General features: G+C 48.2%; 20 protein-coding genes and 1 riboswitch. Of the genes, 16 read left to right on the plus strand and 4 right to left on the minus strand.

Translation table 11 applies throughout. The annotated features are described in order from the left end of the window. The first annotated feature begins 60 nt into the window (after positions 1-60). The 12 genes from ITJ88_RS12245 (at position 61) to lysA (ending at position 12,570) form a co-directional block, all read left to right on the plus strand. Positions 61-1,209, plus strand: coding sequence for an alanyl-tRNA editing protein (locus ITJ88_RS12245; RefSeq protein WP_195865852.1), 1,149 nt, complete (start codon positions 61-63; stop codon positions 1,207-1,209). Continuing rightward, a complete protein-coding gene (locus ITJ88_RS12250; protein WP_023467111.1) occupies positions 1,206-1,634 on the plus strand; it encodes a GNAT family N-acetyltransferase in 429 nt (142 codons plus the stop codon). The genes ITJ88_RS12245 and ITJ88_RS12250 overlap by 4 nt, the downstream gene beginning before the upstream one ends. Before the next feature lie 118 nt (positions 1,635-1,752). Then, positions 1,753-2,958 carry an argininosuccinate synthase gene (locus tag ITJ88_RS12255; protein WP_050678063.1) on the plus strand — a complete coding sequence of 402 codons (1,206 nt, stop codon included), beginning with the start codon at positions 1,753-1,755 and terminating at the stop codon, positions 2,956-2,958. Beyond that, positions 2,955-4,325, plus strand: coding sequence for an argininosuccinate lyase (gene argH, locus ITJ88_RS12260; RefSeq protein WP_195865853.1), 1,371 nt, complete (start codon positions 2,955-2,957; stop codon positions 4,323-4,325). The genes ITJ88_RS12255 and argH overlap by 4 nt, the downstream gene beginning before the upstream one ends. Positions 4,326-4,395: 70 nt before the next feature. Continuing rightward, positions 4,396-4,573, plus strand: a riboswitch (Lysine riboswitch). A gap of 112 nt (positions 4,574-4,685) precedes the next feature. Continuing rightward, on the plus strand, positions 4,686-5,885 hold the full coding sequence (locus tag ITJ88_RS12265; RefSeq protein ID WP_023467116.1) for an aspartate kinase: 1,200 nt from the start codon (positions 4,686-4,688) through the stop codon (positions 5,883-5,885). Positions 5,886-5,898: 13 nt separating this feature from the next. Beyond that, complete coding sequence (locus ITJ88_RS12270; protein ID WP_195865854.1) at positions 5,899-6,891, plus strand: aspartate-semialdehyde dehydrogenase; 993 nt, start codon at positions 5,899-5,901, stop codon at positions 6,889-6,891. Positions 6,892-6,908: 17 nt separating this feature from the next. Beyond that, a complete protein-coding gene (dapA, locus tag ITJ88_RS12275; protein ID WP_195865855.1) occupies positions 6,909-7,790 on the plus strand; it encodes a 4-hydroxy-tetrahydrodipicolinate synthase in 882 nt (293 codons plus the stop codon). Continuing rightward, the gene (gene dapB, locus ITJ88_RS12280) at positions 7,787-8,533 is read left to right on the plus strand and encodes a 4-hydroxy-tetrahydrodipicolinate reductase (protein WP_195865856.1); all 747 of its coding nucleotides are present in this window, start codon (positions 7,787-7,789) and stop codon (positions 8,531-8,533) included. The genes dapA and dapB overlap by 4 nt, the downstream gene beginning before the upstream one ends. Beyond that, positions 8,520-9,227: a 2,3,4,5-tetrahydropyridine-2,6-dicarboxylate N-acetyltransferase gene (dapD, locus tag ITJ88_RS12285; protein WP_029340774.1), complete on the plus strand. Its 708-nt coding sequence runs from the start codon at positions 8,520-8,522 to the stop codon at positions 9,225-9,227. Before dapB ends, dapD begins: the two co-directional genes overlap by 14 nt. A gap of 25 nt (positions 9,228-9,252) precedes the next feature. Beyond that, positions 9,253-10,185, plus strand: coding sequence for a branched-chain amino acid transaminase (locus ITJ88_RS12290; protein ID WP_195865857.1), 933 nt, complete (start codon positions 9,253-9,255; stop codon positions 10,183-10,185). Continuing rightward, positions 10,182-11,240 carry an alanine racemase gene (alr, locus tag ITJ88_RS12295; RefSeq protein WP_195865858.1) on the plus strand — a complete coding sequence of 353 codons (1,059 nt, stop codon included), beginning with the start codon at positions 10,182-10,184 and terminating at the stop codon, positions 11,238-11,240. Before ITJ88_RS12290 ends, alr begins: the two co-directional genes overlap by 4 nt. A 13-nt stretch (positions 11,241-11,253) precedes the next feature. Next, positions 11,254-12,570 carry a diaminopimelate decarboxylase gene (gene lysA, locus ITJ88_RS12300; protein WP_195865859.1) on the plus strand — a complete coding sequence of 439 codons (1,317 nt, stop codon included), beginning with the start codon at positions 11,254-11,256 and terminating at the stop codon, positions 12,568-12,570. 124 nt (positions 12,571-12,694) lie between these two features. Here lysA and ITJ88_RS12305 read toward each other — a convergent pair whose 3' ends face one another. Beyond that, on the minus strand, positions 12,695-13,690 hold the full coding sequence (locus ITJ88_RS12305) for a LysM peptidoglycan-binding domain-containing protein (protein WP_195865860.1): 996 nt from the start codon (positions 13,688-13,690) through the stop codon (positions 12,695-12,697). Positions 13,691-13,882: 192 nt separating this feature from the next. Between ITJ88_RS12305 and ITJ88_RS12310 the strand changes: the two genes are divergently transcribed. Next, the gene (locus ITJ88_RS12310) at positions 13,883-15,010 is read left to right on the plus strand and encodes an ABC transporter ATP-binding protein (RefSeq protein WP_195865861.1); all 1,128 of its coding nucleotides are present in this window, start codon (positions 13,883-13,885) and stop codon (positions 15,008-15,010) included. Continuing rightward, on the plus strand, positions 15,007-16,590 hold the full coding sequence (locus ITJ88_RS12315; RefSeq protein ID WP_195865862.1) for an ABC transporter permease/substrate-binding protein: 1,584 nt from the start codon (positions 15,007-15,009) through the stop codon (positions 16,588-16,590). Before ITJ88_RS12310 ends, ITJ88_RS12315 begins: the two co-directional genes overlap by 4 nt. A gap of 145 nt (positions 16,591-16,735) precedes the next feature. Here the strand turns inward: ITJ88_RS12315 and ITJ88_RS12320 are convergent, their stop codons facing one another. Beyond that, positions 16,736-16,921 carry a hypothetical protein gene (locus ITJ88_RS12320; protein WP_050678068.1) on the minus strand — a complete coding sequence of 62 codons (186 nt, stop codon included), beginning with the start codon at positions 16,919-16,921 and terminating at the stop codon, positions 16,736-16,738. 111 nt (positions 16,922-17,032) lie between these two features. Then, complete coding sequence (locus ITJ88_RS12325) at positions 17,033-17,572, minus strand: gamma carbonic anhydrase family protein (RefSeq protein ID WP_195865863.1); 540 nt, start codon at positions 17,570-17,572, stop codon at positions 17,033-17,035. 124 nt (positions 17,573-17,696) lie between these two features. Between ITJ88_RS12325 and ade the strand changes: the two genes are divergently transcribed. Further along, positions 17,697-19,430, plus strand: coding sequence for an adenine deaminase (ade, locus tag ITJ88_RS12330; protein ID WP_195865864.1), 1,734 nt, complete (start codon positions 17,697-17,699; stop codon positions 19,428-19,430). A gap of 262 nt (positions 19,431-19,692) precedes the next feature. Then, positions 19,693-19,950 (plus strand): hypothetical protein, encoded by a 258-nt coding sequence (locus ITJ88_RS12335; protein ID WP_023467133.1) that lies wholly within the window; start codon positions 19,693-19,695, stop codon positions 19,948-19,950. 116 nt (positions 19,951-20,066) lie between these two features. On the opposite strand, the gene ITJ88_RS12340 is transcribed toward ITJ88_RS12335, so the two are convergent. Further along, on the minus strand, positions 20,067-21,701 hold the full coding sequence (locus ITJ88_RS12340; RefSeq protein WP_195865865.1) for a peptide ABC transporter substrate-binding protein: 1,635 nt from the start codon (positions 21,699-21,701) through the stop codon (positions 20,067-20,069). Between the last annotated feature and the right edge of the window lie 36 nt (positions 21,702-21,737).

Here is a 21,737-nt window from a genome sequence, read left to right on the forward strand (position 1 = left end):
GATTCTGGATGAAATATGGCATAATACAGAGTGAAACTGACAGAGAAAGGTGGTCGAGGCATGCGCCCCGAACAAATAGAATCCGATGTCCGAACCTTTCAGACATCCATTCGCACGACAAAACAAGTAGACGGCTATTGGGTTGCTTTAGAGAAAAGTTACTTCTATCCAGAGAGCGGTGGACAGCCGGCGGACCGTGGAACATTGAACGACCAACCGGTCCTTGACGTCCAAATCGAAGACGGTGTCGTCTGGCACCAACTGGCGACGCCGCTCACAGGTGACGTCACCGGGATCGTAGATGACGCAGTCCGGATCGATCACGCGGCGCAGCATACGGCACAACATGTCATCTCTGCAATCCTACAAGATGAATCAAATATCAAGACACTTAGTTTTCGGACGGGAAGTGAGGTCTCGACGCTTGATATCGAGACACCTGAATGGACAACTCTGCAACAAGAACAGCTGGATCGACGATTACGCCAGGTGATTGAACAAGGATTACCGATCACAGCGACCGAATATGACGAGGCGGAAGCGCTACGCTTACCATTACGAAAAACACCACAAGTCGAAGGACGAATTCGCGTCGTTCAAATCGGTACACTCGATTATAGTGCCTGTGGTGGAACGCATCTCGATTCGACGTCACAGCTCGAGTCGATTCTCTTTACTGGAGTCGAACGAATTCGTGGAAATATTCGTCTTTCTTATGTCGCAAAGGAACGGGCATACCAACTCTTACAGGCAGAACGACGAGCCTTACGGGAAGCAGCGCAAGCTTTATCAGTCAAACCGGTTCAAATCTTAGAAGCCGTTCAAGCGTTACAAGATGAGCAGAAACGCTTAACGAAACAGGTCGAACATGCCCAGGAACAACTCGCGACGTTCACACTCGCTCACGCTTTAGAACAACAAGAAGGCATTCTTGTGTTTGAACATCTGGATGAAGAAATCAAAATATCCGAGCAACTGGCTAAAGCGATTCAAGAAGCGGGACGCGTCGGCGTCGTCTGGAATGCGACGACGAACAAGTTATTGATGAGTAGTCCAGGTGAACCCCATCTCGGGAAATTTACTAAAGCACATGTTCAAGCATTCAATGGGCGAGGCGGAGGAAGTGCGGTTCAGGCACAGGCACAATTTACGAATCGGGATGATGCGATGGCATATGTCGATCGATTACAGGAGGAATATCAGTCATGACAGTCATTCAAGTACGTACAGCAGAACAACATCAAGCCGTCCGGATGATCCGGGAGCGTGTCTTCGTCGAGGAACAAGGCGTACCACGCCATCTTGAATACGATACACATGATGAAACAGCGATTCATCTGCTTGTCCTCGATGAGCAGAGTCGACCGGTCGCAACGGGGCGTACCCGTCCATATGACGACCAACGGATGAAGGTAGAGCGTGTCGCGACGCTAGCGACAGCGCGAGGAAAAGGATACGGTGGCGAGTTGATGCAGGCGATGGAACGAGTCGCACGTCGCGAAGGGAAGCAATTGCTAACACTCGGTGCACAAGTCCAAGCGATCCCGTTTTATCAAGGACTTGGGTATACGATCGTCTCCGATGAATTCGACGATGCGGGCATCCCGCACCGAACGATGGAGAAAAAAATGTAAGTCATTTTGAAAGAAATCCTGCAAAAAGGGTTTCTTTTTTTTGTTTTCTATGTATATATATAATTCATAATGAATTTTTATACAGACAGATGAATTTAAAACCAGGAGGGAATTATACATGTCGAAACAAAAATTGATCTTAGCGTACTCTGGGGGACTTGATACATCGGTAGCCATCAAATGGTTGAGCAAGGACTATGACGTCATTGCCTTATGCATGGATGTCGGAGAAGGAAAAGATTTATCCGTCATTAAAGAAAAAGCACTCCTCGTCGGTGCGATCGAATCGATCGTCCTCGATGTAAAAGAAGAATTCGCACAAGACTTCGTCTTGCCGGCACTTCAATATGGCGCCCATTACGAAAATGCCTATCCGTTGATTTCAGCGCTTTCGCGTCCATTGATCGCAGAAAAGCTTGTCGAAGTCGCGCATCAGCACGGTGCGACGGCGGTTGCTCACGGATGTACCGGAAAAGGGAACGACCAAGTCCGGTTTGAAGTTTCGGTCGCAGCACTTGATCCATCACTCGAAGTCATCGCACCGGTTCGGGAATGGAAATGGTCACGGGAAGAAGAAATCGCCTATGCGAAAGAAAACAACGTGCCGATCCCGATCAACCTCGACAGCCCCTACTCAATCGACATGAACCTCTGGGGACGGAGTAACGAGTGTGGCGTCCTAGAAAACCCTTGGACAGAGCCACCGCAAGACGCTTACGCGTTGACAGTAGCGCCAGAAGACGCACCGGATCAGGCAGAAGAAGTCATCATTGGCTTTGAAGCAGGTGTTCCGGTCTCGATCAACGGAACGACGTATCCACTGGCGAAACTGATCACGGAACTGAACATCATCGCTGGTGCACATGGGGTCGGACGGATCGACCACGTCGAGAACCGTCTCGTCGGTATCAAATCGCGGGAAGTCTATGAGTGCCCAGGCGCAACGGTGTTACTCAAAGCGCACGCTGCACTCGAGACGATTACATTGACGAAGGACGTCGCGCATTTCAAACCACTTCTCAGCAAACAATACGCAGAAACGATCTATAACGGTCTCTTCCATGCACCATTGACGAAAGGCTTGAAAGCATTCTTGACAGCGACACAACAGGACGTCACAGGAGAAGTTCGCGTTAAACTGTTCAAAGGAAACGCAACCGTGACAGGTCGTCAGTCCGCTGTCTCGCTCTACGATGAGAAACTTGCGACGTACACGAAAGAAGACGCGTTCGATCATGAAGCAGCAAAAGGCTTCATCAAATTACACGGACTTGCCGTTTCGACGCATGCGAGCGTACATCGTCAGGCGGGTGTCACGAAATGACCAAACTCTGGGGTGGACGTTTTACGGAAAGTGCTTCCGCTCAAGCGGAAGCCTTCGGAGCATCGATCACGTTCGATCAAAAATTAGCGAGCGTCGATTTAAAAGGCAGTCTCGCACACGCGCAGATGCTATTTGAACAAGGGATTCTTGCTCAAGACGAGTGGACACAAATCGAGCAAGGACTGAAGCAACTGGAAACGACGTTAGCAGACCATTCCTATACGCTAGCGGATGAGGACATTCATATGAACCTCGAGCGTTTGTTGACGGAACAGATTGGTCCGGTTGCAGGAAAACTGCATACGGCACGGAGCCGAAATGACCAGGTCGCAACGGATTTACATCTATGGATGGAACAACATGTTGAGGCGTTGACGACAGCATTACGCGAACTCCAATCGGTCATCATGGAACAAGCGGAGCAACATATCGAGACGGTCATGCCAGGGTATACGCATTTGCAACGGGCACAACCGATTTCGCTTGCGCATCACTTGCTCGCTTATTTCTGGATGTTCGAACGTGATGTCGAACGATTGACAGATAATCAAAAACGGATCCGGAAATCACCACTCGGAGCGGGGGCGCTCGCGGGGACGACGTTCCCGATCGACCGTTTCCGGTCTGCCGAGTTGCTCGGTTTTGAGTCGGTCTATCCGAACAGTCTTGATGCTGTCTCGGACCGTGATTTCGTCATCGAATACCTCGGGATCGCCTCGACCGTCATGATGCATCTCTCGCGTTTTTGTGAAGAAATCATCATCTGGGCGTCGCAAGAATTCGGTTTTATCGAGTTATCGGATGCCTTCTCAACAGGATCAAGCATGATGCCACAAAAGAAAAATCCTGATTTCGCTGAGTTGATTCGTGGAAAAACGGGTCGCGTCTACGGCAACATGATGGGCTTCTTGACGACGATGAAGGCATTACCACTCGCTTACAATAAAGACATGCAAGAGGATAAGGAAGGGGTCTTCGATACAGCCGATACCGTTCTCCAATCCGTTCAAATCTTCACCGGAATGATTGAATCTGCGACGTTTAAGACCGAAGCGCTCAAGAAGGCGACAATGCAAGACTTCTCGAATGCAACGGAACTCGCCGACTACCTTGTGACGAAAGGCATACCGTTCCGGGAAGCGCACGAAATCGTCGGGAAAGCCGTCCTTTACTGTGTGCAGAATGGTTGTTTCCTGAAGGATTTGAATCTCGAAATGTATCAAACGTTCCATCCGGATATCACGGAAGACGTCTATCCGCTCCTCGATCCGGTTCAAGCAGTGGCACGCCGGACAAGCTACGGCGGGACAGGGTTTGCTGCCGTGTCGGAGCAACTCAAACTCGCGAAACAGCATCTTGCGAATTGACGGATTTTGAAAAAAATCAGTCAAATGACTGGATTTAACAAAAGATGTCTGCTATAACTGTAACTAACAACCGACAGATAGAGGCGCGGATGACATGAGTAGCATCATTCTTGAAGGCAAGCATGCCGAATGATGTGAAAGGGGAAGTCCGCCGAAGTGAACGAGAAGATGCTTCTTCTCATTTGCTGGTACAACGGTTAAGATCCGTTGTACTGCCGAAACCGATGTTTCGGAGCGCTATCTTACGTAAAAGAACGAATGACTTTGTCTTCGTTTGTCCGATCGTGATAACGACGGGCCGTAGGAACGCTCCTACCGGCCCGTCGTTTTTTTCTGTATCGGGACAAAGGAGATAGGATTGTGACAACTGTACTTAAATTTGGTGGAAGCTCGGTTGCGACTGTCGAACAGATTCAGTCTATTGCGAATTATTTGAAGAGTCGCGCAGCCGAAGGTGAAAAACTTGTCGTCGTCGTTTCAGCGATGGGCAAGATGACAGATTCTTTGATTGCTCAGGCGCAAGCCATCACGGATCGCCCCGAGCGCCGAGAACTCGATCGTCTGCTTGCCATCGGAGAAGAACAGACGATTTCATTACTCAGCATCGCCCTCAACTCACTCGGCGTCAAAGCGTTATCGCAAACAGGCGCTCAAGCGGGAATCAGTACGATGGGATTGCATACGAAAAGTAAGATCAAACAGATTGATGGAAATCTATTACGACAAAAACTCGAAACATACGATGTCGTCATCGTCGCTGGATTCCAAGGTGTCAACGAACTCGGTGATGTCACGACGCTCGGACGTGGTGGATCGGATACAACGGCTGTTGCCCTTGCGGCAGTCCTTGATAAACGGTGTGAAATCTACACGGATGTCGACGGTGTCTATACGGCTGATCCACGAATCCATGCTGCTGCTCAACCGATTCCGCACATCTCATATGATGAGATGATGGAGATGAGCGCCCTCGGGTCGAAGGTCATGGAAATGCGGAGTGTCGAACTAGGAAAAAAATACGGCGTACACATCTTCGTCGGGAAAACACTTGAATCGAAAAGGGGAACATGGATCATGGAAGCGACGGAAACAATGGAACAAAAAGCGGTCACGAGTGTCAGTGTGACGAAGAACGTCTTGACGGTATCAATCAAACACGTACCGCAAACGAACGCAGCAGTAGCCGATATCTTCGAACTCTTATCGAACCGCCACGTCAACATCGACATGATCAGTCAAACGACGTTCGACAGTGACATCTTTTTATCGTTCTCCTGTCCACTCGATGAGGAAGAGTTCCTCGATGAAGCATTGAAAGACATCATGGATCGCTTCACGACAGTCAAGGTCGACCGCCACAATCAGCACGCGAAGTTATCTGTCGTCGGCATCGGGATGCGGGATGCAACAGGTGTTGCTTCGAAATTGTTTGCAATCTTCCGAGCGGAGAACATCCCGTTCTATCAAGTCACGACATCAGAAATCAGTATCTCGTACACGATTGCACAAGCAGACATTGAACGGACGGTTGCAGCGATTGCAAACGCGTTCGAGTTATAAGGAGGAAAACAGCATGTATCATGTAGCCGTCATCGGAGCAACCGGCGCCGTCGGTCAAAAAATGTTACAAGTACTCGCCGAACTGGACTTCCCGGTCAGCCGCCTGTCCGCTTACGCTTCTGCTCGTTCAGCAGGGAACACGGTGCAGTTCAAGGGAGAAGATATTACGATCCAAGCGCTGACGCCAAACATCACGGAAGACGGGATCGATGTCGCGTTGTTCGCAGCGGGCGGAACGATCAGTGAGCAATATGCCCCGTTACTAGCCGAAAACGGAACACTCGTCGTTGATAATTCAAGTGCCTTCCGAATGGAGGAGACGATTCCACTTGTCGTGCCAGAAGTCAATCCGCAAGCGATTCAGACGACAGACCGCTTGATCGCAAATCCGAACTGTTCGACGATTCAATCCGTCGTCGCCTTAGCACCGCTCCAGTCACTAGGATTCGAACGCGTCAACTATACGACGTATCAGGCCGTATCCGGTTCAGGTCAAAAAGGAATCGAGGATCTGGCACGCGGGGCACGCGGAGAAGAACCCGTCAATTATCCACATCCGATTCACGATAACATCTTGCCGCATATCGATGTGTTCCTTGAGAACGGCTATACGAAAGAAGAGCAGAAGATGATTGATGAAACACGGAAAATCTTCAATCTTCCAGCATTACCAGTCAGTGCGACATGTGTCCGGGTTCCAGTCACGAACTCTCACTCGGTTGCGATCAACGTCACGTTTACACAACCGACAACGGTCGAAGCGATCCGTGAAGCACTGGAAAGCGCACCGGGCGTCGTCCTCGTCGATGATGTCGCGAATACGCGTTATCCGATGCCACTTGACGCGAGTGGAACGGACGATGTCTATGTCGGACGAATTCGACAAGATGATAGTCTCGCGAATACGTTCCATCTTTGGTGTGTAGCCGACAACATCCGAAAAGGTGCCGCGTCAAACGCCGTACAAGTCGCACGCCAAGCCATCGAACAGTCGATTCATTCATAAAAAAGGAGGAGTTCTTCATGTTCAAAGGAGCAGGTACAGCGCTCGTCACACCATTTAATGAAGCAGGCGAGTTGGATCTACACGTATTCGAACGCTTGATCGAGCAACAACTCGCAGCAGGGATTCAGGCACTTGTCGTCGGAGGGACGACAGGAGAAGGTTCGACACTGACAAACACGGAATTCGAACAACTATTGACGACTGCCGTTCAAGTCACGGCAGGACGAGTACCCGTCATTGCCGGAACGGGTTCGAACAACACGGCAGTAACAATCGAGAAGACGTTACTCGCAGAACGCCTTGGTGCGGATGCAGCGATGCTCGTCACACCGTACTACAACAAAACATCACAAGCCGGGCTCGTCGCACACTTCACGGCGGTCGCTGATGCAACCGAATTACCAATCATGCTGTACAACGTTCCGTCGCGGACAGGCGTTGCGATCGCAGTCGAAACCGCAGTGACGTTAGCACGTCATCCACGCATCCAAGCGTTTAAGGAAGCGAGTGGAGATGTCAGCTTCATGGGTGAACTGATGGCGGCGATTCCGGAAGACTTCGCCGTCTTCTGTGGAAATGATGATCAAATCCTGCCATACATGGCATGGGGGGCACAAGGCGTCATCTCAGTTCTTTCGAATCCGTACCCGGCAGAGACACAAGCACTTGCTGAGGCGTTACTCGCGCAAGATCTCGTCACGGCGCGCCGGATTCAGGCAGACTTGTTACCGGTCATCGGTGCCTTGTTCAGTGACGTCAATCCGATTCCAGTCAAAGCATCGCTTGAAGAACTCGGCTTTGCTGTCGGTGCGCCACGCTTGCCGCTCGTCCGTCAATCAGAAGCAGGACACGCCCACTTACTCGAAACGATGCGGGCTTACAAAGGAGTGGTTCGATGAAACTCGCGTTACACGGTTACGGGGCGACAGGACAATACGTCGTCGAACTCGCACCACAAAGTGTCGTGGCGATCGTTGACCGGACGAAGTCATCCGATACGATCGTTTCATATGCCGAGCTAACGGAGATGTCAGAGACGGTCGATGCGATCATCGACTTCTCGCATCCGAGTTTGCTACCGGATCTGCTCGCATACGGGCTGGCGACAAAAACACCACTCGTCATCGCGACGACTGGTTTTTCGGAGGCGGAACTGGCATCGATCAAGGACGCTGCAAAAGAAATTCCGATCTTCCAGTCGTACAATATGTCGTACGGCATCGCGATGGTGCAGCAACTGCTGAAGACACTCGTACCACTAGCAGGAGCGTATGACATCGAATTGCTCGAGAAACATCACAACCAAAAAGTCGATGCGCCAAGCGGAACGGCTGAGTTGTTATTGCAAACGATTCAGACGGCACGTGACGTCACACCGGTATATGATCGGTCACAGACGCGGCAAAAGCGCGAGACGAACGAGATCGGGATGCACGCGATGCGCGGTGGAACGATCTTCGGAGAACACGAAGTCTTATTCGCAGGTGTCGACGAATTAATTGAAATCAAACATACGGCGTTATCGAAAAAAGTATTTGCTTCTGGTGCGATCAAAGCAGCTGAAGCACTCATTCAAAAAACAGCGGGACTCTATACATTAGAGACGCTCTACACACAGGAGGATTCACATGTTACTCACTGATGCTTACGAAATTGCTAAATTCATTAAAGATGCTAAAAAACAAACACCGGTAAAACTGTACGTCAACGGCGATTTGGCGGGCTTGACGATCGAAGGCGCTACTGCATTCGGATCAGATGAATCAAAGATTTTCTTCGCGGATGCAGGACTTGCGGCTACTTTCTTAGAAAAGTATTCAGATCGCATCACGGATGTTCACGTGGAGTATGACCGTCGCAACAGTGCGGTACCAATGCTTGATACACGTCACTTGAATGCGCGCATCGAGCCAGGTTCATGGATTCGTGATCATGTCGTCATCGGTGACAACGCAGTCGTCATGATGGGTGCGATCATCAATATCGGTGCATCAATCGGAGATGGTACAATGATTGATATGAACGCTGTCGTCGGTGCACGTGGGACGATCGGGAAAAACGTTCATGTCGGCGCAGGTGCCGTGGTCGCGGGTGTCCTCGAACCACCTTCAAAAACACCTGTCATCATTGAAGACGGTGTCTTGATTGGTGCAAATGCAGTCATTCTTGAAGGCGTCAAAGTCGGCAAAGATGCCGTCGTCGCTGCTGGTAGTGTCGTCACAGAAGACGTACCTGCTGGAAGCGTCGTTGCTGGAACACCTGCACGTGTCATCAAACAGAAAGATGCGAAAACAGAAGAGAAGACGCAATTGGTGGATGATTTACGTTCACTCTGATTGACGTCGAAGAGGAGGAAAACACATGGCAGTGGATACACAGTATGGAGAAGCAATTTGGTTAGATGGAGTCTTTCATGATCCGAAAGATGCGAACACGAGCGTCATGTCACATGCGATTCACTACGGTAGTGGATTCTTTGAAGGAATTCGTGCATACGCGACACCGGACGGACCGGCGATTTTCCAATTGAAGGAACATATCGAACGTCTCTTCCGCAGTTGTGCGTATTATCACGTCACGATTCCGTATACGGTTGATGAACTCGTCCAAGCGACGATTGATCTAATTGCGAAAAACGGATTCGAATCTTGTTATATCCGTCCATTCGTGTTCCTCGGTACGCCATGGCAAGCATTGATGGCGAAAGATACAACGGTTCATGTCGGCATCTCTTGCTGGGAGCTTGGGGAATACTTCGATAAAGGCGCTGGCATCCGGGCAAAAGTCGCATCATACCGCCGTGTCTCATCAACGATGATGCCGATGCAAGCGAAAGCGGCTGCGAACTATATGAACTCACAACTCTTAAAAGGTGAAGCGATCCGTGATGGATTTGATGAAGCTATCGCACTCGACATGAACGGTAACGTCAGTGAAGCGAGTGTTGCGAATCTCTTCCTTCTTAAAAACGGAACGATTCATACACCGTCACTTGATTGTTCAGTACTCGACGGTATCACACGCCAAGTCATCATCCGTTTGGCACAAGATCAAGGCTATCCTGTCGTCGAACGTCATATCGGACGCGATGAGCTGTATGTCGCAGATGAGATCTTCTTAACAGGAACAGCTGCTGAAATCACGAGTGTCGGTGAAATCGATCATATCTCGATCAACGGCGGAACACGGAACGTCGCAGATGAGTTGCTCGATCTTTACCGTCAAGCCGTCACAGGTCAATTGCCGCAATATGCGGATTGGTTGACGTACGTGACACCCGCTGTCGCAGAATGACGACGCGTACACTCGTCACGATCGATCGGAAGGCGGTGCGACAGAACGTCGCATCGGTCTTCGCTCGGTCACGTAAACGTATTTTTGCCGTGGTCAAGAACAATGCGTATAACTTAGGTATGCTCGAGATGGTCGAGACGCTGATGGCATCCGATGTGCATCACTTTGCTGTCGCTGAGTTGTATGAAGCCATTGAAATCAAAACGAATTTTCCAGACAGTTATGTACTGGTGATGAATCCGACGGAGGATTTTGAAACAGCACGACGTTTCGGAATCGCACTCGGTGTCTCATCGCTAGAATGGCTCGCCCTAAACAGTAAACAGCTGCAGGGAATCGAGTTACATTTGAAGATCAACGTCGGGATGAATCGTTTTGGTGTCAGTTCGCTTCAAGAGGCGGAAGCTGTTCTTGCGCTTGCGCAAGCAGATTCGCTCGCTTTAACAGGTTTATATACACACTTTCCGCTTGCCGATGAACCGGATGCGGATCACGATGGACAAGTCGAACGTTTCGTCGCCATTGCCGATGTGTTACGAAAGCGCCATACGTTTACGTATATGCACTCGGAAAACAGTGCGACGATCGTCAAACACGATCCGCGTCTCGCATTTTGTAACTATGTCCGCCCGGGCATCTTCTTATTCGGCTATTCACCGATTGAAAAGATGGACTGGCTCGTTCCTTCGCTACGGATGACGACGGAGGTCGTTGAAATTCGCGAAATTGGACCGGGTGAGCATGTGGGATACGGGACGAACTTTACGAGTGCAGAACCGATGCGGATTGCTATTTTACCCGTCGGCTATGGAGACGGTGTCGTCCGTGGGCGTGCCGCGTTGCCTGTTCACATCAAAGAAAAACCTTATCCGGTCATCAATAAATTATTCATGAGTCATACATTCGTCGCTGTCGATGGAACGATTGAGGTTGGAGACGAGGTCGTGTTATACGGGGATGGCGTTGAAATTGACGATATCACCCGGACAGGAGCAGCGAACAATTCAGAGCAGATGTGCGCCCGGTCGTGGCGTTTGACGCATCAGTATCTATAAGGAGGAACTTATTATGTATGGAAGTCAATACCTGACAGAAGAAAACAATACGTTGCACATCGATGGTGTCGCAGCGACCGATCTTGCAGCACAGTACGGAACACCATTGTACGTGATGGCAGAGCGGGAGCTGACGGATCGATTGGCGACCGTCCGGGAACACTTCCTTGATAAGTATCCGAACACGTATGCTTCCTTCGCTTCTAAAGCACTGACGGTCAGTGCCGTGTACGAACAAGTCGTGCGTCATGGTCTAGGAATCGATGTCGTTACGGGGGGGGAACTTTTCATCGCCCGCCAATCCGGTGTTCCGGCAGAACGAATCTATTTCCATGGTTCGAATAAATCGACGGCTGATCTTCAATATGCCGTCGAGGAAGGTGTCGGACGGATCGTCATCGATCACTTTGCCGAAATTGCACAACTGGAAGCGATCGCAGCGCAAGCTGGTCAAACGGTTCATGTCCTGATCCGGATCGTGCCACAAGTTATCGGGGGAGCGCATGCGAAAATTCAAACGGGTGGTGTCGATACGAAATTCGGTTTCTCAACGCATGCGTCAGATTACTTGGACGCAATCGAAGCAATTTTAGCATCGGAACATCTATCGTTACTCGGCATCCATTGTCATGTCGGTTCACAAATCCAAGATCCGTCACTGTTCGAACAGACGGCTCGGACGATGATGGGCTTTGTCGAAACGATTCGTGCGCATCATGGCTTCACAGTCAGCGAAGTTAATGTTGGCGGTGGCTTCGGTATTGCCTATACACAGGACGATCAACCGCTTGATTTTGAAGCGACGATCGAACGCGTCATGGACGTGATCGAGACGGAAACGGAGCGACTCGGCATCGAACGTCCACGAATCGGGATCGAGCCAGGGCGCTGGGTCGTTGCGAATGCAGGAACGACACTGTATACGGTCGGGGCCATCAAAGAAATCGAAGGCGTCCGAACATATCTTTCGGTCGATGGTGGAATGACGGATAACATTCGCCCAGCACTTTACGGTGCCGTGTATGAAACGGTCATCGCAAACCGGATGAGTGGTGAGACGGCCGAAGTGACGGTCGTTGGAGCAGCTTGTGAATCAGGGGATCTCGTCGCTGAAAAAGCACAGTTGGTCACACCGAACGGTGGCGATACCCTTGCTGTCTTTGGAACGGGGGCATACAACTTCTCGATGGCAAGCAACTATAACCAGTTCTTACGTCCAGCACTTATCTTCGTTCGGGACGGGGAATCCCGTGAAGTCGTCCGTCGACAAACGTATGCGGATTTGATTCAGTGTGATCTTGGAATCAATGGGGTCCGATCAGAGTCGTAAGAGGTGCGGGGTCAAACTAGAGGATAAAAAAACCGACGCTGTCGCGCCGATTTCATGCATGCGATCTAAAGCGATTCTTCTCTTGAATAGAGAGGGATCGTTTTTTTTGTTGCGATCAGCAGATTCAGTTTGGAATTTTTAAGACTTGTCCAACGAGCAATAGGTTCGGATTCGTAATGTTGTTTGCCTGCATCAATGCTGTGACGGTGACACCATATCGTGTCGCAATCGAGTAAAGTGTATCACCGGCTTTGACCGTATAAGTCGTTGTTGGAATTTTCAAGACTTGACCGACGTTCAACAGATTCCAGTTCGTGATGTTATTCGCACTCGCGAGGGCAGAGACCGAGACGTTGTATTTGCGGGCGATGGAATAGAGTGTATCGCCAGCTTTGACGGTATACGTCGTACCGGTTGAAGTCGGTGACCGTAACAGTTCTGAAATCGTGACGAACGAATAGCCTTTTGCTTTGAGTTTTGAAATCATCGTTGGCAAGGCGGTTGGTGTTCCTTTCGCACCAGCACCGGTATGCATCAGAATAATCGATCCGGGAACGACTTTTGGTATTACACGATCCAAGATGGCTGTTGAAGAGATGCCTTTCCAATCCGTCGTATCAATATTCCATTGAATCGTTTTCGTATAACCTGCTGCACCAACGGTACTCAACACGTTACTGTTACTTGCACCAAACGGCGCCCGGAAAATTGGTTTCGTCGTTTTTCCGGTCAAGGACCGGATGAGGGATTCTGTTCGGGATAATTCACTTGTCATCTGGCTTGCTGTTAAGGTCGTAAAATCCGGATGCGAATACGAGTGATTGCCGATTTGGTGTGTAGGAGAGGCGGTTGTGATGTTTTTGATCGATTGAGGATGATTGTTTGCACCACTGCCTGTCAAAAAGAAAGTCGCTTTCACTTGGTTACTTTTTAAGATACTCAAGATTTTGGCAATGTTCGTTCCATCTGAACCGTCATCAAACGTCAATGCGACGACTTTTTGTGTCGTCGTTCCTTTTGTGACAAAAGTAGAGCTCGCTGCATCGACCTGTGAGGGGATTGAAAGTGGAGTCAGGAGAAGCAGTCCGATCATCATGATGGTGGGTTTCTTGATGTTCATCGTCTAGTACCTCCTTCATCAAAAACATGTTTTACAAGTACTCTTTATTAAGGTATTCCCTTTATTTTAAAAAAAGAACTAAGAAATTCCCGTTTTGCAAAGAAATAAAACTAAATTACAGAAAATTTGTTTAAACCGTAATCTTTTTGGGAAACCATAATATATGGAAATAGTAAAAAGGAGTGAGAAGGAATGATCGAATTCAAAAACGTCGGTAAGCAGTTTAAGGACAATGTCGTCTTGAAAGGCTTATCGCTCGAGATTCAAAAGGGTGAACTCGTTGTCTTCATCGGACCAAGTGGTTGTGGGAAGACGACATCACTTAAGATGATCAATCGATTGATTGAACCTTCTTCAGGTACGATTTTAGTCAACGGGAAGGACATCATGAAGACGGATACGATCGAATTAAGACGTCATATGGGATATGTCATCCAACAAACAGGCTTGTTCCCTCACATGACGGTCCGGGAAAACATTCAATTGATTGCTGGGCTTGAGGGGAAGAACCACGATGAGATGGATCAACGGACAGAACAACTGTTGACGATGGTCGGGCTTGATCCAAAGCAATTCATCGATCGATACCCGAGCGAACTCAGTGGTGGACAACAACAACGTGTCGGTTTCGCGCGTGCTCTGATGAATGACCCTGATGTCATCTTGATGGATGAGCCATTCAGTGCACTCGATCCCGTTACTCGTAACGATCTACAGGAAGAGCTCTTTAACTTGCAAGAAGAAGTGAAAAAGACGATCGTTTTCGTCACCCATGATATGGATGAAGCGATCAAGTTAGCGGATCGGATATGTATCATGCGTGATGGGGAAATCGTTCAGTTCGATACTCCAGAAGAAATCTTGCGTCATCCAAAAGATGAATATGTCGAATCGTTCATCGGAAAAAATAAAATCTGGAGTAGTCCAGAATACATCAAGGCAGAAGACATCATGATCGAGGACCCGGTTTCAATCAGTGGCAAACGGACGTTGTTGCAGGGAATTGAAATCATGCGTGGACGCAAAGTCGACAGCTTGTTGATTACCGATCGTGACCGCGTCTTACAAGGGCTAATTAAGTTGAAGAACATCCAGACGATAGCGGATAAGAGTCAACGGATCGAAGAAGTGATGGAGGGCGAAATCATCGCCGTTAATGAACATGATTCATTACTCGACGTTCTTGAAGTCATGAATCAGGAAGAGACTGGTTATCTACCAGTAACGGATGCAACAGGAAAACTCAGAGGGTTGATCACGCGTAGTAGCTTACTTTCCGTCTTGAGTGAGCAATTCATTCATGAGGAGGAAGTCCAATGAGCGGATTCTTTGATTATGTAAAAAATAATACCGATCAGATCGGTGATTTATTGCTAGAGCACTTACAGCTGACAGTCTTTGCCGTCGTCATCGCGGTCGTTCTCGGGATTCCGATCGGGATCCTGATCACCCGTTACCAAAAGTTTGCGAAGCCTGTCCTTGCGCTGACGAGCGTCGTGCAGGCCGTTCCGAGTCTTGCTTTACTCGGTTTCTTGATTCCGTTCATTGGTATCGGATCGACACCAGCGATCATCATGGTCGTGCTTTATTCACTCTTGCCAATCGTTAAAAATACGTACACGGGTCTGTCGAGCATTCCAGGGGACACGCTCGAAGCAGCTAAAGGAATTGGTTTAACGGATCGGCAAATCCTCAGTAAGGTTCAGATTCCACTTGCTTTGCCGATCATGATGGCAGGGATTCGAATTTCAGCCGTTACAGCTGTTGGTTTGATGACGATTTCAGCATTCATTGGTGCCGGTGGTCTTGGTTATCTCGTCTTCTCAGGTATTCAAACGGTTGATAATAACCAGATTCTTGCCGGAGCAATTCCAGCCGGTATTTTAGCTCTTGTCATCGACTTCGTCGTCAGTCGGATTGAATACTCCGTGGCGCCAAATGGGATTCCACTTGCAGATGGTCGAATCAAGAATAAGGCACGGAAGCGTCGCAAGGCGATGCCAGCTGGACGTAAGATCGCGATCGCAAGTATCGTCTTCTTGTTAATCGGTGGAACGGTCGCTTACTCTTTCCTCAAGGAAGATAAAATCGTCATCGGATCGAAGAACTTTACGGAACAATTGATTCTCGGAAATATGTTAGCGGATTTAATCGAAGATAAAACGGATTTGGAAGTCGAACGTCAATTGAACCTCGGGGGGACGAAAGTCGCTTACGGGGCGCTTGAAAAAGGGGAAATTGACGCGTATGTCGAGTACACAGGTACTTTGTTGATCGACGTGCTCAAGCAAGACGTCGAGACGGATCCGGAAACGGTCTATGCAAAAGTCGGGAAGATGATTCCTGAGAAAAGTCAGGTCGACGTCCTGGACCCAATCGGTTTCAACAATACGTATGCCCTTGCCATGACGAAAGAAGATATCGAAAAATATGACTTGAAGACGGTGTCAGATATGTCAAAAGTCAGTGATCGTTTGATTCTCGGATCAACAATCGAATTTGCGAACCGGGAAGATGGTTATCTTGGTCTGAAGAAAAAGTACCCGGACATGAAATTCCAAGATGTACAACCCGTCGATGGAGGACTCCGTTATACAGCACTGACGAATGGTCGAACGAACGTCATCGATAGCTTCTCAACAGATGGTTTGTTACAAAAATTCGATTTAACAGTGCTAGAAGACGATAAAAAGTTCTTCCCACCATACTATGCGGTACCGCTTGTTCGTCAAGAAACACTTGAAGAACATCCGGAGCTGAAGAAAGTCCTCAACACGTTAAAAGATAAGATTACGGATGAGAAGATGCAAGAATTGAATTACAAAGCAGATGTCGAGAAACAGCGCCCTGAAAAAGTCGCACGTGATTTCTTGATCGAGGAAGGATTAATTTCAAAATAAACAGGTAGAGCCGAGGCGGGAATCCGCTTCGGCTCTTTTTGTATGCGCGCTGACGCGCTATATCGTTTTGGAAAATACGTAATCAAGTGATTAAATTATTTTTTGATGCGACTAGCGAGCCAAGCGCGAACAGTGCGTTGCTGAATCATACACGTTCTTCCTCTCGGTTTAATGTTCCAAGGCGGTGCTCGGCATCTTTGACGATACGTGCTTGGATCTCGACTGTCAACCAATCCGTTTCCGATTCGGGTAACGTCGGCAAACCGTAACTTGGGTTATTCGTAGATGAAAACAAATCAGACATGATGCGTTCTTCGTATACTGGAATCATATAAAATCCCCTCTCTGTGTCTTGATTCATCTCTTACACCTTTAGTGTACGAAAGAATTGTAAAGACGGAAGAGGGGAGGTGTTAAGAACCCGTGAACTTTGTAAACGTTTTCACAAGCTTGTCAAATCCTCTGTAATGGCTTCACAACTGTCAGCATACTGCTGCCCTCGTTTCACGTATTTTCGGACTGTTCGTTCCATAATGAATCGATCATGGTCACTGATATCCCGGACGATTTTTGCAGGAACACCCATGACCATCGCGCCGGCAGGTACCTTCATTTTTGGCGGCACAAGACTCCCCGCAGCAACGAATGCCCCTTCTCCGATTTCGGCTTCATCGAGGATCGTCGCCGACATTCCGATTAACGCTCCTTTTCGAATGATTCCGCCGTGAATCATCGCCATATGACCAATCGTCACTTCATCTTCAATGATGGTCGGATACCCTTCATACTGATGAATCATTGAACCATCTTGGATGTTGACGCGTTCCCCGATGTGAATCGGACCTTCGTCTCCCCGGATGACCGTATTGAACCAGACAGATGAGTCTTTTCCGATCGTGACCTCTCCGATGACTTTAGATCCGTCCGCTAAATAAACAGATGGATCGATGTTTGGAACAAGTGAACCGACACGATATTTCATGCGTTTTTCCCCCTCAGGCATTAAATCGATACTCTTTCATCTTGACGTTACAAAAAATAAATTGCAACAGCTTCCAAACTAATTGTAAGATGGTAAAAATACGCTTACAACAGGAGGAGACAGGATGGAACAAACAGTGCGTGAACGATTGATCGCGATTGCTGCAAAAAAAGAGAAAGCAGCCGTCGTCTATCAGAATATTTCAGTCATTGATGTCATGACACGTGAGACATATACAGCAGATGTAGCGATTGATTCAGGTTATATTGCTGCTGTCGGAGAGGGGTATGAGGGAATCGAGAATCGTCCGGGAGAAGGACTTTTCATCGCACCAAGTTTCGTTGATGCCCACGTCCATATTGAATCATCGATGGTGCCGCCGAGTGAGTATGAGCAAGCGATTCTACCGTTAGGTGTCACGACGATCATCGCCGATCCGCATGAAATCGCGAATGTCAAAGGAGCAGAAGGATTATCCTTCATGTTAGACGATGCTGAAGGTCTCGCGCTTGATGTCCGTATGATGCTACCCAGCTGCGTACCGGCGACTTCGTTTGAACACGCGGGAGCATCACTTGATGCGGCGGCACTTGCACCGTTCGTCAATCATCCTGGTGTCCATGGTTTAGGAGAAGTCATGGATTATCCGGCGGTCGAACGAGCCGATCGCGATATGCTCCAAAAAATTAAACAGATCGAAGACGCAGGAAAACTGGTCGATGGTCATGCTGCGGGACTTGGACCACGCGAAATTAACATTTATGGTGTCGCCGGAATTCGAACGGATCATGAATCTGTCAGTAAGGAAGATGCGATCGCCCGAGCGCGTCGTGGTCTGTATGTCGAAGTGCGGGAAGGATCAGCTGCCCGAAACTTGAAGGAAGTACTCGATGCCGTGACGGAGAGCAACGCGAGCCGTTTCCTCTTCTGTACGGATGATAAACATTTGGATGACACGTTACGAGAGGGAACGATCGACTATAATATCCGCTTTGCGATTCGTCATGGAATTAAACGCGAAACAGCGTATGCGATGGCATCGTTGCACGCGACGAATGCGTATCGTTTAGACGATCGGGGAGCCATCGTACCAGGACGCCGGGCGGACTTCGTCTTGTTATCCGATGCCGATAACGTCGTGATTGACGAGGTGTATATTCAAGGCAATTGCGTCGCGCGAGCTGGGAAAACGATTCGACCTATTCGACGTGCTTATGTGCCGGAGTCATTACGTGGAACCTTGAATACAAAACCGATTACACCAGAAGTATTTGCCCTTCCACTTGAATCAGCACGGGCGCATGTCATCGGAGTCATTCCAAAAAGCATCGTCACCGAGCACTTGATTCTCGACGTTCCACTTCAAGACGGGCATTTCGTGCCTGTGCCGGAGCAGGATCTCTTAAAGATTGCTGTCATTGAACGTCATCATGGGACATCTTTCTCGGCAGTTGGGATCGTCAAAGGTTTCAAGATGAAACGCGGAGCGATTGCGGCGACTGTTGCCCATGATTCGCACAACCTCGTCATCGTTGGCGCGTCGGATGAGGAAATGCAACTAGCTGCGGAACGTCTCGTCCAAGCAGGTGGAGGAGTCATTGCCGTCAATGGGCAAGAGGTACTTGCTGAGTTACCGCTTGAAATCGCTGGACTGATGACGAATCGTCCCTTCCAAGAAGTTGGAGATACACTCGAAGCATTGAATGATGCCCTCGATGTGTTAGAGGCGGATCGCTCCTTTAATCCCTATTTAACGATGTCATTCCTTTGCTTACCGGTCATTCCGGAATTGAAGCTGACCGACAGTGGATTATTCGACGTAAAACACTTTCAGCATATTTCAGTACAAGCAGACTGATGTCCGTCGCGAGTCTGAGTCTCATTCCGGGACTCAGACCGTTTTTCTATCAATCGAGTTACGATAAAATCAAAAAAAGCCACTTTACAAAACGGCTAAAATTCCTTAATGAAACTTAATAGTTTGGATGTTGAATCATTTTGGAAAGCTTGTTATAGTAAGTTCTATATCGTTTGTGAGAAATCTCACTTTCTATGAAACTTTTATCTAGAAGGGTCGTAGAAAACAGTAGGACAACAAGGTTAGAAAGGAGATCATCATTATGGATAAGACCTATTTTGAAGGACATGAAGCTTTGATTGCGGATGTTTACCGTTCATTCACGCGTCAATTTCATGCCCTACCGACACATCGACGAACGAAACGTCAGTTGCGAAATCTTGCATTCTCCGTCATTCGTCAAGCTCGACCGACATATGAGGAACGCACCGTTCTTTATGCATACTTCGCTGAATTCTTCCGAGCAGTTGAGGAAGGACAGGATGAAGAGATTGCTTTTTACAAACAAATTGCACAGTAAAGACCCCCGATGGCTCCGTCAGAAGGGGTCTTTGTTGTTTTTTGAGAATGTCGTCTGGAAATAAAAAAACAAGTAGGGAACGAGGTCCGCTACTTGTTCATCAATGTTTTAAAGGGTTATTTTACTTCCATCCATTTAAAGCTCATATCGGCACCGAATGGGTGACGGTACAATTTATCAATGTTTGTCCGTTGTAAGTAAGCTTCCCCTTTTTGGTAGATTGGTGCGATGGCGTAGTCTTCTGTCAACAGCATTTTTTCAGCTTCTTGCATGTCCGACCAACGTTTCGCTTCATCTGCTTGTTGTTTTGCTCCCTTAATGAGATCATCGAACTTTTTGTTCGAGTATTCCATCCGGTTGAAGCTTCCATCCGTTAACCACATATCGAGGAACGTCATTGGATCCTGGTAGTCAGGTCCCCAACCAGCCGCAGAGATATCGTAATCTCCCTTCGATTCGAGTTCGAGGAAGTTTTTGAATGGTTGTTGTTTGATTTTGATCGTCAAACCAGGCAGGTGCTTCTCAAGATCTCCTTTTAAGTACTCAGAAACCTTCTTAAAGGCATCTTCATCTCGTGAGAGCATGCTGAGTTCAACTGTTTTCACACCAAGTTCCTTCAAGCCAGCATCCCAAGCTTTTTTCGCGGCGTCAGCATCGTAGCTTTGAAGATCTGGATATTTCGCGCGGAAGTCTTCCCCATCTGGTGTAAACGTGAAGTCTTTCGCGACGATGAAGTTTGCTGGTTTTGATCCATCGTTTAGGATGACATCTGTAATCCCTTGTTTTTCAAAGCCAAGCGCGAGTGCTTTTCGAATGTTTTTATTCTTCAATGCTTTATTCTTTTGGTTAAAGCGAAGGAAGTTGATTCGAGCATCTGGACGCGTCTTGTAATCATCTGATTTTTCATACTGCGAAACGAATTCAGACGTAATTGGTGCGAAATCGACTTCTTTCGCTTCGAACAGGTTGACGCCAGTTGAGATTTCTTTGACGACCTTGACATCGATTTTATCCATCTTGACATTCGCTTTATCCCAGTAATCTGGATTTTTCTTGTATGTCCAGCCAGCATTCGCTTGCCACTTATCAAGGACGAAAGGTCCGTTGAAGACCATTGTATCAACACTTGTCGCGAATTTATCGCCTTTATCTTCGACGAATGATTGTTTTAATGGTAAGTAAGTTGGGAAACTTGTCAAACCAAGGAAGTAAGGTGCTGGAGCTTCAAGTTGGACTTCAAGTGTCTGCTCGTCGACTTTCTTGACACCGAGCTCATCAAGTTCAGCGTCGCCAGACATGATTTTGTTGGCGTTCTTTAAATCTTGTAAAATGTACGCGTATTCTGCTGCTGTCTTCGGATCAAGTGCGCGTTTCCAAGCATAGATGAAATCATCTGCTGTGACGGCTGATCCATCTGACCACTTCGCATCTTTACGCAGTTTGAACGTATATGTTTTTTTATCTTCCGACACTTCGACGCTTTCCGCGATTCCAGGTGTCGGTTTGTTATCTCCATCAAGACGATACAGCCCTTCAAAAACGTTGTTCGTGACGATGATGGAAGTCGAGTCCGTCGTTTTCGTCGGATCTAACTGAGGTACATCCGTCGTCGAAACGAGTGTGACTTCCTTTTTCTTGTTTTTCGAATCTGATCCGCTTGTGTTTTCGTCATTTCCTTGCCCGCATGCAGCGACAGCAAGAAGTGCGATGCTGGAAAGTCCAGCAAAAGCGATTTTCGATGGTTTATTCATGGAACGATGACCCCCCAAGAGTTAGTGTTAAATATT

Origin of the sequence: Exiguobacterium abrahamii (assembly GCF_015645365.1) — a bacterium.
Lineage (GTDB): Bacteria > Bacillota > Bacilli > Exiguobacteriales > Exiguobacteriaceae > Exiguobacterium_A > Exiguobacterium_A abrahamii.